The organism is Phenylobacterium sp. (assembly GCF_030693405.1).
Taxonomy (GTDB): domain Bacteria; phylum Pseudomonadota; class Alphaproteobacteria; order Caulobacterales; family Caulobacteraceae; genus Phenylobacterium.
The window spans coordinates 1-14,200 of record NZ_JAUYAW010000028.1; the positions used below are offsets into that span (position 1 = coordinate 1).

Consider the following 14,200-nt stretch of genomic DNA (forward strand, 5'->3'; position numbering starts at 1 on the left):
CGTTCGGGGCGACGGACTTCATCTGCGCGGCTGACACCGATGCGGTGAAGGCGGTGATGGAGATGACCAAGGGCGGCGTGCATCACGCCTTCGAAGCCATTGGCCTGGCCAAGACCGCCGAGCAGGCCTTCAACATGCTGCGCCGGGGCGGCACGGCCAACATCATCGGCATGATCCCCGTGGGCCAGACCATCAGCCTGATGGGCGCGGCCTTCCTGGGAGAAAAGCGCATCCAGGGCTCGATGATGGGGTCCAACCGCTTCCCCGTCGACATGCCCCGGCTGGTGGACTTCTACATGTCGGGACGGCTGAAGCTGGACGACCTGGTGTCCCGCCGGCTGAAGCTCGAGCAGGTCAACGAGGCGTTCGACGAGATGAAGCGCGGGGAAATCGCCCGCTCCGTCATCGTCTTCGACGCCTGAGCGCCTGATGTCGGGGCAGGCGGGTCACAAGGTGATCCGCCTTTCTCCTAATAGGCGTGCGGGCTTGTCGTCGGGGGAGACCCCGGGCAAGCTTCACCTACTGGGGTTCGGTCAACGACGTTCCTAGGGGGGAGATCGGGCGCGGCGGCATTGGTCCGCGACGATTCTGGGGGCGTCCAAAAGGGGCGGCGGCGGCCGCCCCTTTTTCTATGGACTTGCGCGCCCCTATTCGGGGGTGAAGAAGCCCATCAGGGCGGGGCGGACATAGGCGCTGATCACCGTCTCGACGGTGGCGTCCTCGCCCCAGTGCTCCAGCAGCAGCACGGAATTGAACATCGCCATCACCAGATGCGCCGACAGCAGCGGGTCGACCGGGCGGAGCGAGCCATCGGCGATGCCGTCGGCGATAATGCCGGAGAAGGCGTTGGCGATCTGCTGGAAGCGCCCGGAAATGGACCGGCGGAGTTCGCCCGGCATGGCCGAGAGGGCGAAATGGCGCAGCATCCGGCCGCGCTCGCCGCTCGTCTGGTGAGCCGTCAGGGAGGCTGAGATCAGCCACAGCCGTTCCCACCCGCTGGGCTCCGACCGGCCCCGGCTCTTGGCCTCATCGATCAGGTCGAAGGTGCGCTCGAAACAGGCGCGGGCCAGTTCATCCTTGTCGGTGTTGTGGTGATAGAAGGAGCCCTTGGTGACGTTCAGATAGGCCGAGATCTTGTCCACGGAGGCGCCGCGATAGCCTTCGCGGTTGATGATCTCGGTGGCCGCTACCAGGAACCGCTCCCGGGTGACTTCGTCGTTCAGAGCCGGCGGCGCGCCGAGATCAAGCAACGGCTTGTCCGGCCGGGTCTGGCCAGGCGCCGCCAGGCCGTTGATCATGACATCTGAGATCTTCTCGGCGACCCGTCCGAAGTCGGCGATCTCGTAGCCAGCGATCCAGGTGTCGGACCAGCAGAGCTGGTCGATGATCAGGTGGGCCAGCATGTAACGTCGCGGGCCGGTCAGCCAGGGGGCGTCGGCCGGGCGCAGCAGACGGGCCAGCCGCTGGCGCAGCGCCCGATAGGCCTCGACCAGTTCTTCGTCGCCAGGGGCGCCGATCTGGGTGATTTCGCCAAAGGGCAGCAGCCGCGGCGCTTCGCCCAGCACGATGCCCCGCCGGGTCTCGAAGTAGGCGCCGACAAAGGCGCGCAGCCGCGCCTGGGCGGTCTCCTCGCGCTCGGCGCTCTCCAGCATGGCGTTGAAGCGCGACAAGGTCAGCCGCATGCACTCGGCGGCCAGGTCTTCCTTGCGCTTGAAATAGTAAGTCAGGCTGACCGGATGCAGATCCATCCGCTTGGCCACGGCCGCCAGGGTGAATCCGCTGACGCCCTGGTCGATGAAGACCTTGCAGGCGGCGGCCAGGATGGCGTCGCGCCGGGCGGCGTAGCGGGCGCGCGGTGGGGGACTGGTCGCGACGGTCACGGGGCCTCCGAGTGGTGACGTTCGCTCGTCACTTCAGCTTAGGCCCCAGGCGGCTCCAGCGAAACCCTGACGCAAGGTCAGTCTGGCCGGTCGATCAGCGGCGCAGGTCCGCCAGGGCCACGGTGTCGATCTCCGCGGCCGCCAGCTTGACCGCTGCATCGCCCTTGGCCGGGCCGGAGCTGGCCAGAAGGGTGTCGATCCGGCTCTTCTTGGCCTTGAAGGCCGCCAGCTCGCCGCCGGTCAGGATCGTGCCCTGGGGCACCTTGGCGCCGATCGGGTTGACCCGCTGACCGTTCTTCCAGACTTCGTAGTGCAGGTGCGGGCCGGTGGACATGCCGGTGGAGCCCACATAGGCGATCACCTGCCCCTGCTTGACCCGCATGCCGGGGCGGACGCCCTTGGCGAAGCGGGAGGCGTGGGCGTAGCCGGTCTCCCAGCCATCGGCATGGCGCACGCGCACCCAGTTGCCATAGCCGCCCCAGCGGCGGGCCTCGACGATCACCCCGTCGCCGGCCGACAGGATCGGCGTGCCGGTGCCGGCGCCGAAATCAACGCCCTGGTGGCTGCGGCGGAAGCCCAGCACCGGATGGCGGCGGGGGCCGAAGTTTGAGGTGATGCGGGCCCCGTCCACGGGGGTGCGCAGCAGGAAGCCGCGGATGTTCTTCCCGGTCTCGTCGAAATAGTCGACGTCGCCGTTATTGCGTTCAAAGCGATAGAATTTGACGCCCTTGACCTCGGCGTATTCCAGCTCGCCGGTCTCGACCACGCGGCCGCTTTCGGTGACCCGGCGTTCGAAGACCAGCTTGAACTCGTCGCCGGCCTTGATGTCCCGCTGGAAGTCCAGCTTGTGGGCGAACAGCTTGACCACCTTGGAGGTCACCGACGAGGTGGCGCCCAGCTTGGCGGCGCTTTCATAGAGCGAGCCGTGGATTTCGCCCTGGGCGACCGTGGTCTCGTTGCGGATCGCCTCTTCCATCTCCCGCAGACGCAGGGCGCCGTCGAAGGTGCGCGAGAGGGTCACGGCGGTGGCGGGGCCGGTGCGCAGGGACAGGCCGATCAGACGGGCCTGGCCGGTCTCATCATCGGGACGGGCGATGGCGGCGTCGAAGGTCATGCCGGCCTTGATGTGGACGGTGTCCATGGCCTCGCCCAGGGTGCGGACCGCCTGGCGGGCCTCCTCGGCGGAGACCCCGGTCCGGGCCACGGCGGCTTCCAGGGTGTCGCCGGGCAGGACCTTGACGGCCACGCTCTCGGGACGGGCGAAGCCGGGAAGGGCCTCAGCCTGGGCGAAGGCTTCGTGCTGCAGGGCGCTGATGGCCGCGGAGTCCAGCAGGGGCGGGGTCGGCGCGGTGGCCTCGGCGGCGGTGAGCTTCCAGCCCAGGGCCAAAGCGCAGATGCCGCCCACGCCCACCATCAGGCGGGGCGCGTAACGAAGGGTCGGCCGTCTGGGATCGAACTCTTGCATCGTGCCCCCGGATTCCAACGACGCCACAGTCTGGGTCACCCATGACCTGACACGACGAGATACAGCAAGTGGTAGGCCATGCCAGAGTCGGGTCATGCGGTTAACCGTTGGTAACTTTAGGGAGAAAGGTCGATTTGTCGCCCCCTGGCGCGCTACGGGGGAACCCGGTCGCCTCAGGGATGAGTCTTTTCACAGCAGATTCAGCGCGCGTTCGGGCGGGCGGCACAGGGCGACCCCCTTTTCGGTCACGACGATCGGCCGGTTGACCAGGATAGGGTCGAGGATCATCGCCGCCAGTATGGCCTCGTCAGAGGTCGCAGGGTCCGTCAGACCAAGCTCGGCGGCCTGGGTGCCACGCTCGCGAAGCAGTTCACGGGCGCTGGCGCCGGAACGATCCACAAGCTCCTGAAGTTGTTCCTTCGTCCAGCCGACTTTCAGATATTCGACGACGGTCGGTTCGACCCCCTTCTCCCGCAGCAGGGCAAGGGTGTTGCGCGAGGTTCCGCAGGCGGGGTTGTGATAGATCACCACGTCGGGTCTGCTCATGGCCCTGGGATAGCCGAGGCCGGCCTTCGAGCCAAGCGAAGCCTTACCAGTTCAGTGATGTCTCCCCCTTCACGATCGTGGAATCGCCGGCATCGAACGCCATCACATCATCTGGGCGCGGCGGCGGGGGCCTCGCCCCGACCGGCCAGGCCGGCGTAATCGCCCCATATCTGATCTCCACAGTTCCAGAGGCCGCTTGGGTGCTGAAGCTGACCTGGACGGGCTGAGGATCGGCGCTCCAGCGCAGTTGGGACCACTGGCCTGGCGTCGCCAGCAGGGCGACCGGCCGACCGTTCAGGCGGACATCCTCCACGGGAACATTGCTGCGAAGCTCCAGGGTCAGGGTGACGGCGCCGGCCGGGGGAGTCGCCGACAGGACGCGTCGGCCGCCGCCAGCGTCCAGATCGAAGCGCGGGGCGGGCAGGTCGAGCATCGGCGCAGGCGCCCCCTGGACCGGCCGTCGCCAGACCGGGCTGGCGTCAACCGGACCGATAGCCTCCCCATCGGGCGACAGAAGGCGGCGGCTCCAGTCGGTCAGGTGGGGGGCGGCCTCCAGCCGGTGCGCCTGGCCCGACGTCTGATCCACCAGGTATTGCGGCATGGTCGCCTGCGGGTATCGCGCCGACCATGGCGGATCGAACCTGACCACCGCCAGCAGGACGAAGCCCGCCCCCAGGACGAGCAGGGCGGTGATGCGTCCGGCGCCGCCCATCTTCGGGTGAGCGAAGGGCCAGAGCAGGAAGGCCGTCAGCCAGGCCAGGATCGCCAGGAGCTCGACCATGTCGAGGTTCACATAGACGGCATGGATGGCGAAGCCGAGCCAGCCCAGGCCGGCGCCGCCGAGCACAATCAGGGAGACCCGCAACGGCAGGGCCCGGGCGGCGCCCAGGCTGGTGAGTGCAGCCCCCAGGCAGGCCAGGAGTAGCGGCCAGCTGATCAGGAAGGCGGTGGTCGGGACGGTCGCCTGTAGGGCGAGGCCGCCGGCCAGGCCCATGGCCAGCAGGCCGATCCAGCTCGCGCTGCGCTGGGCGGGGCGGCCGAAGGTGATCAGGGCGACGAGACTGGCCACCAGCCCGAGGGCGAGCGCCGGCAGGTCCCACCCGCCGATCTGACAGCCGAGCCCGGCGCCGATGGCCAGCAGCGCGGTGGTCAACCGCATGCCGCCCTTGGCGAGCGCCGCGGCCGCCAGCAGGACGACGCCCAGCGCCAGGAGAATGACCACCACCTCGAACCGCGCCGCCTGGGCCAGCAGCTCCCGTTGCTCCAGGTAACCGAATCCGACCCCGGTCGCCTGTCGGGCGAAGCGCAGGATCACGGCGCCGGCCAGCAGGACATAGAGGCCAGCCAGCGCGCCCTGAGCGACATCCAGGATCTTGATCTCCTGGCCGGCCCTGCGGGCCCGGACGGCGCCCAGCATCAGCAACAGGGCCGCGGCCGCCAGCAGGCCCCATCCCAGGGATGGCGGGTAGGCGACGATCTTGCCGCCTGGCAGGGGCGCATAAACGAGGTCTGGCCCCTGGCCGGGCAGGGTGTCGGAATAGGCCGCGGCGATGGCGGCGGCCAGGGCGTGGTCGCCGATGTCCTGGACAGAGCCAGGGGACAGGGTGTCTACGCCCGCGGTGGGGCTGTGATAGTCGAACTGCCGCCCGGCGAAGGCGTAGTTGAGCCCGGCTACCCCCAGATCCCTCGGGACCGTGAAGTCCGTGTCGTTGGGCATCTGCTCATAGGCGAAGCTCGCCAGGGAGTTGGACGGCGATCTCGGAGACACCCGGGCGTAGAGGTCGATGGTCGGGCCGCCATTGACGCCGGTCTGGAACATGTTGACCCGTCCGGCCGAGCCGCGGGCCTCCAGATTGATCAGGAAGCCGATCCGTTCGGCAGCGCCAGGCTGTTCGAAATAGGCCCTGGCCCCTAGCAGACCGATCTCTTCCCCATCGGTAAAGATCACGATCACGTCCCGCTCGGGCTGACCTCGAGCCCGCAGGACGCCGATGATCTCCAGTATGGCGGCCACGCCGGTGGCGTCATCCCCAGCGCCCGGCGAGCGCGGCACGCTGTCATAGTGGGCCATCAGGGCCAGGGCCGGCGCCGTGCGATCCCGGCCCGGCAGCACCCCGGTCAGGTTCTCGATACGGGCGCCCGTGACATGGGTTTTCCCCGCGGTCTCCCGCGTCCAGACCGGGCGGGCGACCGTCACCTGGGGGGAGAGGCCAAGCGCCGTCATCCGTTCGACCAGATGCTCGCGGACAGCGAAGTTGGCGCGACTGCCCGTGGGATGGGGTTCGCGGGCGATGATCTCGATGTCGGCGAGGGCCCGGCCGGCGGAGAAGACTTCCGGCGGCGCCTCAGGGCTAAGGGGGCGGGGGGCCTGCTCCCCGAGCCAGCCGATCACGGCCCCGAGGATCAGGCAGACCACCAGCGCGATCGTCCGTTCCATGGCTTGTCCTCCCCGTCTTGTTCTTGCGGGGGAACCTAGCCTGTTTTGTGTGACTGGCCATCGCCGCTCGCCTGACAGGCGGCCGCGGACACAGAAACGCCCGCCGGAAGGAGCGGCGGGCGTTCTGTCTTGATCGAGTCTGGAAGGGCGACGTCGTCAGGCGGCGACGGCGGACTCCTGCGGGTCGCGCAGCACGTAGCCGCGGCCCCAGACGGTTTCGATGTGGTGCTTGCCCTCGGCGGCCGCGGCCAGCTTCTTGCGCAGCTTGCAGATGAAGACGTCGATGATCTTCAGCTCAGGCTCGTCCATGCCGCCATAGAGGTGGTTCAGGAACATTTCCTTGGTGAGCGTCGTCCCTTTGCGCAGGGAGAGCAGCTCGAGCATCTGGTATTCCTTGCCGGTCAGGTGGACCCGAGCGCCGTTCACCTCGACGGTCTTGGCGTCCAGGTTCACCACGATGTCGCCGGTGCGGATGACCGACTGGGCGTGGCCCTTGGAGCGCCGGACCACCGCATGGATGCGGGCGATCAGCTCGTCCTTATGGAAAGGCTTGGTCATGTAGTCGTCGCCGCCGGCCCCGAAGGTCTTAACCTTGGTGTCGATCTCGGCGGAGCCGGACAGGATCATGACCGGGGTGTTGATCTTGCCCACCCGCAGGGTCCGCAGCACATCCATGCCGCTCATATCGGGCAGGTTCAGGTCGAGCAGGATAAGGTCATAGTCGTAGATCTTGCCCAGATCGACGCCTTCCTCACCCAGGTCGGTCGTATAGACGTTGAAGCCTTCTGACTTCAGCATCAATTCGATGCTCTGCGCCGTGGCGCTGTCATCCTCAATCAACAGAACGCGCATCAGTCCCTCCTCGAACGACAGCGCAGCTTGGATGTCTCCGGTTCGGAAACCGTCCAAGCCCCTCCCGGTAATCTTGCCGGTGAGTTAATTTAAGACCGGTTAATATTGAAGGGCCTCTGAGCAATTCGTTAATCCGATTTGAGAATCAGCGGCAAGGGGCGGCGCGCGGCGGCGAGTCGCAGTCCAGTTGAATCTTTTGTGATTGGACGTGGGCGCCGAAGCGGGGGTCGGGCGCCGGCGCGGGAATTCGGGGAACGGCCAGGCTGTGAGACCGTTTGCACGGCTAGCCCGCTGACCCCTCGCCGCCAAAAGGACGACCCATGCCCGTCAAGCTGAAGCCCCTGTCTGAACAGGTCATTGTGATTACGGGCGCCTCCTCTGGCATCGGACTGGCCACGGCGCGGCGCGCCGCAAAGGCCGGCGCCGCGGTCGTCCTGGCGTCGCGCAATGAGGAGGCCCTCAAGGCGGTCGCCGACGAGATCAACGCGGCTGGCGGCCGGGCCCACGCGGTGGCTGGCGATGTGGGCGATCCCGCTCAGGTCGAGGCCATCGCCAGGGCCGCCATTGCGCGCTTCGGCGGCTTCGACACCTGGATCAACGACGCCGGCGTCGGCCTCTATGGCGACCTGGAGTCCATCCCGCTGGAGGATCACGAGCGCCTGTTCCGCACCAATTATTTCGGCGTGGTCAACGGCTCGCTGGAGGCGGTCAAGCACCTCAAGGGCCGCAAGTCCGGCGGCGCGATCATCAACCTGGGCTCGGTCCTGTCCGATGTCGCCGTGCCCCTGCTGGGCGCCTATTCGGCGTCCAAGCATGCGGTGAAGGGCTTCACCGACGCCCTGCGCATGGAGCTCGCCCGGGAGAAGGCGCCGATCAGCGTCACCCTGATCAAGCCCAGCAGCATCTCGACCCCCTTCCCGGACCATGCCCGCAACTACATGGACAAGGCGCCCCGCGTGCCGCCGCCGGTCTATGCGCCTGAGGTGGTGGCCGATGCCATCCTGCATGTCGCCCAGCATCCCACCCGCCACGTGACGGTCGGCTCAGGCGGTCGGCAGATGGCGCTACTGGGCGGCGGCGCCCCGGGGCTGGCCGACGCCCTGTTCGCCGTCGTCATGCCAAAGCTGGCCAAGCGCAAGGGAGCGAGGGTCCCCGGGGACAACCTCTACGCCGCCGGCAAGGATGGCCACGTCCGCACCGACGCCTATGGCGGCCGCCGGTTCAGCGTCTACACCAAGGCTCAGCAACATCCTGGCGTGACGCTGGGCGTCGGCGCCCTCGCCCTTGTGGCGGCTGTGGCCTATCTCGGCCGCGGTCCGATCGCCCGCAACGCCCGGCCCCTGGCGGCGAAGCTGGCGCGGCCCATGGTCGCACGGGCCGCCCTGCAGCGGCCTTTGGCTGCGGCCAGACTGGCCGCCCGCCACCCGCGGGAGGCGTTGGGGCTGGCCAGGGTCCTGCGCTGAGGGGGCGCGTCCCCGGGTTCGTTTACGAATCTTCACCTGGGATTAAGCCTGCCGAGCGACCCTGGAGATCAGTGATTTCCGGGGGCCCGGCCTTTGCGCAGTCTCGTCGCCGCCGTCGAGCGTATCGATCCACTTTCCGTCTCTGGCCGTGTGGCCGCCGTCAACGGGCTGCTCATTGAAGCCCGGGGCGGGGTGACGCGGCTGGCCGTCGGCGCCCGGGCTGAAATCGAGCGGTTGGGCGCCCCGCCGCTGCCGGCCGAGGTGGTCGGCTTCCGCGACGCCCGCGCCCTTTTGATGCCCTTCGGCGCCGTCGAGGGCGTCGCGCCCGGCGCTGAAATCCGCATCGAGCCCGGCGGCTCGGCGGTGCGCCCCACCAAGGCCTGGCTTGGCCGCATCATTGACGCCTTTGGCGAGCCTATCGACGGCAAGGGGCCGCTGCCCCAGGGCCTGGCGGCCTATCCCCTTCGCGCGCCGCCCCCGCCGGCCCACGCCCGCGACCGGGTGGGCGCCCGCCTGGACCTGGGGGTCCGGGCCATGAACGTCTTCACCACTTGCTGCCGGGGTCAGCGCCTGGGCGTCTTCGCCGGTTCGGGCGTCGGCAAGTCCGTGCTGCTCTCCATGCTGGCGCGCAACGCCGACTGCGACGCCGTGGTCGTGGGTCTGATCGGCGAGCGGGGCCGGGAGGTCCGCGAGTTCATCGAAGAGACCCTGGGCGAGGAGGGCCTGCGCCGCGCCATCGTCGTGGTCGCCACCTCTGACGAACCGGCCCTGAAGCGCCGGCAGGCGGCCTATATGACGCTGGCTATCGCTGAGTTCATGCGTGACCAGGACATGGAGGTCCTGTGCCTGATGGACTCTGTCACCCGCTTCGCCATGGCCCAGCGCGAGATCGGCCTGGCCGCCGGCGAGCCGCCGACCACCAAGGGCTATACGCCTACCGTCTTCACCGAACTGCCCAAGTTGTTGGAGCGCGCCGGTCCCGGTCCCATCCGTCCGGACGGCACGCGGGCCGGGCCCATCACTGGGCTCTTCACCGTGCTGGTGGACGGGGACGACCACAACGAACCCATCGCTGACGCCGTGCGCGGGATTCTCGACGGCCACATCGTCATGGAGCGGGCCATCGCCGAACGCGGCCGCTTCCCGGCCATCAATGTGCTGAAATCCATCAGCCGGACCATGCCCGGCTGTCACCAGCCTCACGAACGCCAGATCGTCACAGCCGCCCGTCAGGCGCTTTCGGCCTACGCCAATATGGAGGAGCTGATCCGCATCGGCGCCTACCGGCCAGGCTCTGATCCGCAGGTGGACCTGGCGATCGCCCTCAACCCGGCCCTCGAAGGGTTTCTCAGCCAGGACCAGGACGAGGCCACCAGCCTCGAGGACTCGTTCGGCGCCCTGTCCCACATTCTTGAAGGCGTCGCCGCATGAGCTGGGCCAAGTCCCTCGTGAAACTGTCCACCTATGAGGTGGAGGTGCTGCAAAAGCGCATGGCCGAGATCAATCAGCGCCGGTCCGACGTCGAGATGCGCCTGCTGATGCTGGAGGCTGAGGGCGAGGCCGAGGCGCAGAACGCCCGGTCCAATGCCGAGGCCGGTTGGTACCACATTGGCTTCCTGGACGGCTTGCGGGCCCGGCGGGCGGCCCTGTTCGACCAGCTGAAGGCGATCGATCTTGAAGAGCAAGGCGCCCGCGACGCCCTGAATGGCGCCTTCGAAGAGCAGAAGAAGTACGAACAGGTGGCCGAGGAGATCCGGCTGAAACAGGTGCGCGAATTGGCCCGCCGGGATTCCGCGGCCATGGACGAGATGGGCCTCCGCCGGGCCGCCGCGGGCCGCCGGTGAGCCTGCCCGGCTCGCTCTACGGCCTCAGCCGCCGCAGCCTGCTGGGCTCTGCCCTGGCGCTCGGCGCCTGCCAGCCTGCGGCTCAGTCGCAGACCCCCACGGTCAGCCTGCCGCCCCTGAAGTCCATCGCCCCGTTCCCCGTCGGGACGGCGGTCCAGGCCGTTCATCTCACCGACCCGTCCCTGGCGCGCCTGATCGTCGCCCAGGCCTCCCAGCTCACGCCGGAGTGGGAGATGAAGATGGAGTACATCGTCCGCGACGATGGGACCTTCCGCTTCGAGGCGCCGGACGCCATCGCCGCCTTCGCCCGCGCCAACGGCCTGGGTCTGTTTGGCCATACACTGGTCTGGTACGCCCAGACCTCGCCGGCCTTCGAGCGGCTGGACGAGGGCCGGGTCAGCTTCGCCCAGGCCTATCGCAACTACATCCACGCCGTGGTCGGTCGCTATCGCGGTCAGGCGGTGGGCTGGGACGTGGTCAATGAGGCGGTGGCCGAGGACGGCGAGGGCTGGCGCGACAGCCTGTGGAGCCAGCGGCTCGGGGCCTTCGAGCATATGGTGCTGGCCTTCCAGAACGCCCGGGAAGCCGACCCTTCCGCCAGGCTGTTCCTCAACGACTACAATCTCGAATGGATTCCGAAGAAGCGCGCGACCTTCCTGCGTCTGGTGGAGCGGCTGCTGGCGGCCGGGGCGCCGATCGACGGGGTGGGCACCCAGACCCATGTGGCGGCCGACCAGGCGCCGGGCGAGATCGCCCGCACCATCGCCGAGCTCGGCCAGTTCGGCCTGCAGGTGCATGTCTCGGAATTCGACGTCTCCCTGAGCCGGGCCCAGGGCCTCAGGCTCAACCGGGCGGAGCTGGAGCGCCAGCAGGCGGCCCTCTATGCGGAGGCCGCCGAGGCCTTCATGGCGCTGCCGCCAAGGCAGCGGTTCGCCTTCAGCTTCTGGGGGCTGCGCGACAGCGAGTCCTGGCTCAAGCGCGAAGACGGGCGCGACACGCCCCTGCCGTTCGATGATCAGGGCCGGCCCAAGGCCGCCGCGGCCGCCTGGGCCGCCCAGGTCGGCTGAGCGACGACTGCGCTTGAAAAGTCAGGTCTGCGAAATCAGGTCTGCGGCGGAGCCGGACGCGGAGCGGCCGGGCGAGGCGGGGCCAGCCGCTCGGCGTCGGCCTGCTGGCGCAGCACATGCAGGTCATCGCTGAGCCGGAAGATCGCCACATAGAATTCGCAGAATGAGCGCCACAGCAGGATGAGCGCGCCAACCACCAGCAGGCCCGCCACCAGGACGGGGATGGCCAGCATCAGGCCCATCAGGCTTTCCTCGCGCAGAGCCACGCCCACGGCGGCGCCGATCGTGCCGAAGGCGCCCAGCGCGATGACCCCCAGGCCCGCCCAGTAGATCAGGTGGATCACCGAGTTGGTCATGAGCCGGTCGAACGTCAGGAGGTCCCAGAACAGGGAGGCTCCGGCGCCGCGCTTGGGTTTCGATCTGCTGGCCATTCGTCATCCAACGCTTGGGGGACCAAAGGGCGTCCCGCGCGCCAAACCGCTATCAGCCGCAAGCGTTCCCGGCAACTTTGGAAAAGCGCAGCTTCTCCCGCCGTCGACTAGATCGTGCCCAGGGTCTTGAGCCGGGCGCGGGGATGAACCTCGTTTTGGCTCATCACCGGGGTCTGGCCGCGGAACCGCTCGATGATCGATCGGACATAGGGCCGGATGGCCGGGCTGGTCAGCAGGACGGGGGTTTCCCCCGACAGGGCGGCGCGCTCGAACACTTCGCGCACCCCGCGGATGAAGTCCTGCAGGCGCGAGGGGGCCAGGGCCAGCTGCTTTTCCTCGCCAGGCCCGATCAGGGCCTCGCTGAAGGCGTTCTCCCACTCGGCCGACAGGGTGACGATGGGCAGGGCGCCGTCGTCGCCGCGATAGGCGTAGGACAGCTGGCGGGCCAGCCGGCCGCGCACCTGCTCCACCAGCATCGCCACCGACGCGGTATGCGGCGCCGCCTCGCCAACGCCTTCGAGGATGGCGGGCAGGTCGCGAATAGAGACCCGCTCCCGCAGCAGGGCCTGCAGCACACGCTGGACCGTGGTGGCGGTGACGATGGAGGGGATGAGGTCGTCCACCAGCTTCTTCTGCTCGCCCGGCAGGTCCTTCAGGAGCTTCTGAACCTCGGCGTAGGACAGCAGCTCGGCCATGTTGTCCTTGAGAATCTCGGTCAGGTGGGTGGTCAGCACCGTGGCCGGATCGACGATGGTATAGCCGCGGAAGGTCGCTTCCTCCCGCAGGGCTTCGTCGATCCATGTGGCCGGCAGGCCGAAGGCGGGCTCGCGCATATGCTCGCCGGGAATTTCCACCTGGCCGCCGCGGGGATCCATGGCCATCAGGGCGCCCAGGCGCACCTCGCCCTCGCCGGCCTCCAGCTCCTTGATCCGGATGCAGTAGCCCTGAGAGGGCAGGCGCATATTGTCGAGGATCCGCACCGAGGGCATGACGAAGCCGTACTCGGCCGCCAGCGTCCGGCGCAGGGCGCGGATCTGGTCGGTGAGCCGCCGGCCCTCCAGGTCGTTGATCAGGGGCAGCAAGCCGTAACCCAGCTCGATCTTGATCTCATCAATGGCCAGCGTGTCGCTGATCGGCTCCTCCTGGGGCTCGGTCGCCTGCTCCATGACGGGGAGGGGCTCCGGCTCCAGGGACTTGCGGCCCCGGTAATAGGCCAGGGCGCCGGCGGCGATGGACACCGCGGCAAACGGCAGGACCGGCATGCCCGGCACCAGGGCCAGCACGCCGGATGAGGCGGCCACCATGCCCAGGCCTACGGGATTCATGGCCAGCTGGGCGACCAGCGCCTTGTCGGCCGAGCCCTCCACCCCGGCCTTCGAGACCAGGAAGCCCGCCGCGATGGAGATGATCAGGGCCGGGATTTGGCTGACCAGACCATCGCCGATGGTCATGATCGTATAGCCGGCCGCCGCGGCGCCCACGGGCATGCCATGCTGCATCACGCCAATGAGGATGCCGCCCAGGATGTTAATGGCGACGATGATCAGGCCGGCGATGGCGTCGCCGCGGACGAACTTCGAGGCGCCGTCCATGGCGCCGAAGAAGGTGGACTCCTGCTCCAGCTCCTTGCGGCGGCGCTTGGCTTCGTCGTCGTCGATCAGGCCCGCCGACAGGTCGGCGTCGATGGCCATCTGCTTGCCCGGCATGGCGTCGAGGGTGAAGCGGGCGGCCACCTCGGCGATCCGTCCCGAACCCTTGCTGATGACGACGAAGTTCACGACCACCAGGATGGCGAAGACGATCACCCCGATGACGAAATTGCCGCCCATCATCAGATTGCCGAAGCCCTCGATGATCTTGCCGGCGCCGTCCGTGCCCTCGTGGCCGTGGGTCAGGATCAGTCGGGTGGAGCCGATGTTCAGGCCGAGCCGGAACAGCGTGGTGACCAGCAGCACGGTGGGGAAGGCGCTGAACTCCAGCGGCTTCTTGATGAGCAGCGAGGTCATCAGGATCAGGACCGAGCTGGTGATCGACAGAACCAGCAGGGTATCCAGCAGGAAGGCCGGGATCGGCAGGATGAGCAGGACGATGATGCTCACCGCCCCGATGGCGAGCGCGACTTCCCCACGGGTCAGCCAGCCCAGCATTTCGCGGGCGGTGGGCGCGGGGGCGGCGTTGCTCTGGGCCATCAGCTTTACTCGTACTCCTGCTTAAG

12 protein-coding genes are annotated in these 14,200 nt (G+C 68.3%); 5 read left to right on the forward strand and 7 right to left on the reverse strand.

Annotated elements, in window-relative coordinates; all coding sequences use genetic code 11:
• The coding region (locus tag Q8N19_RS05235) for a zinc-binding dehydrogenase (RefSeq protein ID WP_305588544.1) at positions 1–422 on the forward strand (422 nt) is incomplete at its 5' end.
• 225 nt (positions 423–647) lie between these two features.
• Here Q8N19_RS05235 and Q8N19_RS05240 read toward each other — a convergent pair.
• The 5 genes from Q8N19_RS05240 to ctrA form a co-directional block, all read right to left on the reverse strand.
• Positions 648–1,880: a TetR/AcrR family transcriptional regulator gene (locus tag Q8N19_RS05240; RefSeq protein ID WP_305588545.1), complete on the reverse strand. Its 1,233-nt coding sequence runs from the start codon at positions 1,878–1,880 to the stop codon at positions 648–650.
• A gap of 94 nt (positions 1,881–1,974) precedes the next feature.
• On the reverse strand, positions 1,975–3,345 hold the full coding sequence (locus Q8N19_RS05245; RefSeq protein WP_305588546.1) for a peptidoglycan DD-metalloendopeptidase family protein: 1,371 nt from the start codon (positions 3,343–3,345) through the stop codon (positions 1,975–1,977).
• A gap of 189 nt (positions 3,346–3,534) precedes the next feature.
• Positions 3,535–3,891 carry an arsenate reductase (glutaredoxin) gene (arsC, locus tag Q8N19_RS05250; RefSeq protein WP_305588547.1) on the reverse strand — a complete coding sequence of 119 codons (357 nt, stop codon included), beginning with the start codon at positions 3,889–3,891 and terminating at the stop codon, positions 3,535–3,537.
• Between the two features lie 43 nt (positions 3,892–3,934).
• The gene (locus Q8N19_RS05255; protein ID WP_305588548.1) at positions 3,935–6,328 is read right to left on the reverse strand and encodes a M20/M25/M40 family metallo-hydrolase; all 2,394 of its coding nucleotides are present in this window, start codon (positions 6,326–6,328) and stop codon (positions 3,935–3,937) included.
• Between the two features lie 156 nt (positions 6,329–6,484).
• Positions 6,485–7,180, reverse strand: coding sequence for a response regulator transcription factor CtrA (gene ctrA / locus Q8N19_RS05260; protein ID WP_296568098.1), 696 nt, complete (start codon positions 7,178–7,180; stop codon positions 6,485–6,487).
• Between the two features lie 320 nt (positions 7,181–7,500).
• On the opposite strand from ctrA, the gene Q8N19_RS05265 reads away from it, so the two are divergent.
• The 4 genes from Q8N19_RS05265 (at position 7,501) to Q8N19_RS05280 (ending at position 11,554) form a co-directional block, all read left to right on the forward strand.
• Positions 7,501–8,643, forward strand: a complete 1,143-nt coding sequence (locus tag Q8N19_RS05265; RefSeq protein WP_305588549.1) for an SDR family oxidoreductase — start codon at positions 7,501–7,503, stop codon at positions 8,641–8,643.
• Between the two features lie 93 nt (positions 8,644–8,736).
• Complete coding sequence (gene fliI, locus Q8N19_RS05270; RefSeq protein ID WP_305588550.1) at positions 8,737–10,074, forward strand: flagellar protein export ATPase FliI; 1,338 nt, start codon at positions 8,737–8,739, stop codon at positions 10,072–10,074.
• Positions 10,071–10,487: a flagellar FliJ family protein gene (locus Q8N19_RS05275; RefSeq protein ID WP_305588551.1), complete on the forward strand. Its 417-nt coding sequence runs from the start codon at positions 10,071–10,073 to the stop codon at positions 10,485–10,487. The genes fliI and Q8N19_RS05275 overlap by 4 nt, the downstream gene beginning before the upstream one ends.
• The gene (locus tag Q8N19_RS05280; RefSeq protein ID WP_305588552.1) at positions 10,484–11,554 is read left to right on the forward strand and encodes an endo-1,4-beta-xylanase; all 1,071 of its coding nucleotides are present in this window, start codon (positions 10,484–10,486) and stop codon (positions 11,552–11,554) included. Before Q8N19_RS05275 ends, Q8N19_RS05280 begins: the two co-directional genes overlap by 4 nt.
• 35 nt (positions 11,555–11,589) lie before the next feature.
• Here the strand turns inward: Q8N19_RS05280 and Q8N19_RS05285 are convergent, their stop codons facing one another.
• On the reverse strand, positions 11,590–11,985 hold the full coding sequence (locus Q8N19_RS05285) for a DUF4282 domain-containing protein (protein WP_305588553.1): 396 nt from the start codon (positions 11,983–11,985) through the stop codon (positions 11,590–11,592).
• Between the two features lie 107 nt (positions 11,986–12,092).
• Positions 12,093–14,174: a flagellar biosynthesis protein FlhA gene (flhA, locus tag Q8N19_RS05290; RefSeq protein WP_305588554.1), complete on the reverse strand. Its 2,082-nt coding sequence runs from the start codon at positions 14,172–14,174 to the stop codon at positions 12,093–12,095.
• Positions 14,175–14,200 lie beyond the last annotated feature (26 nt).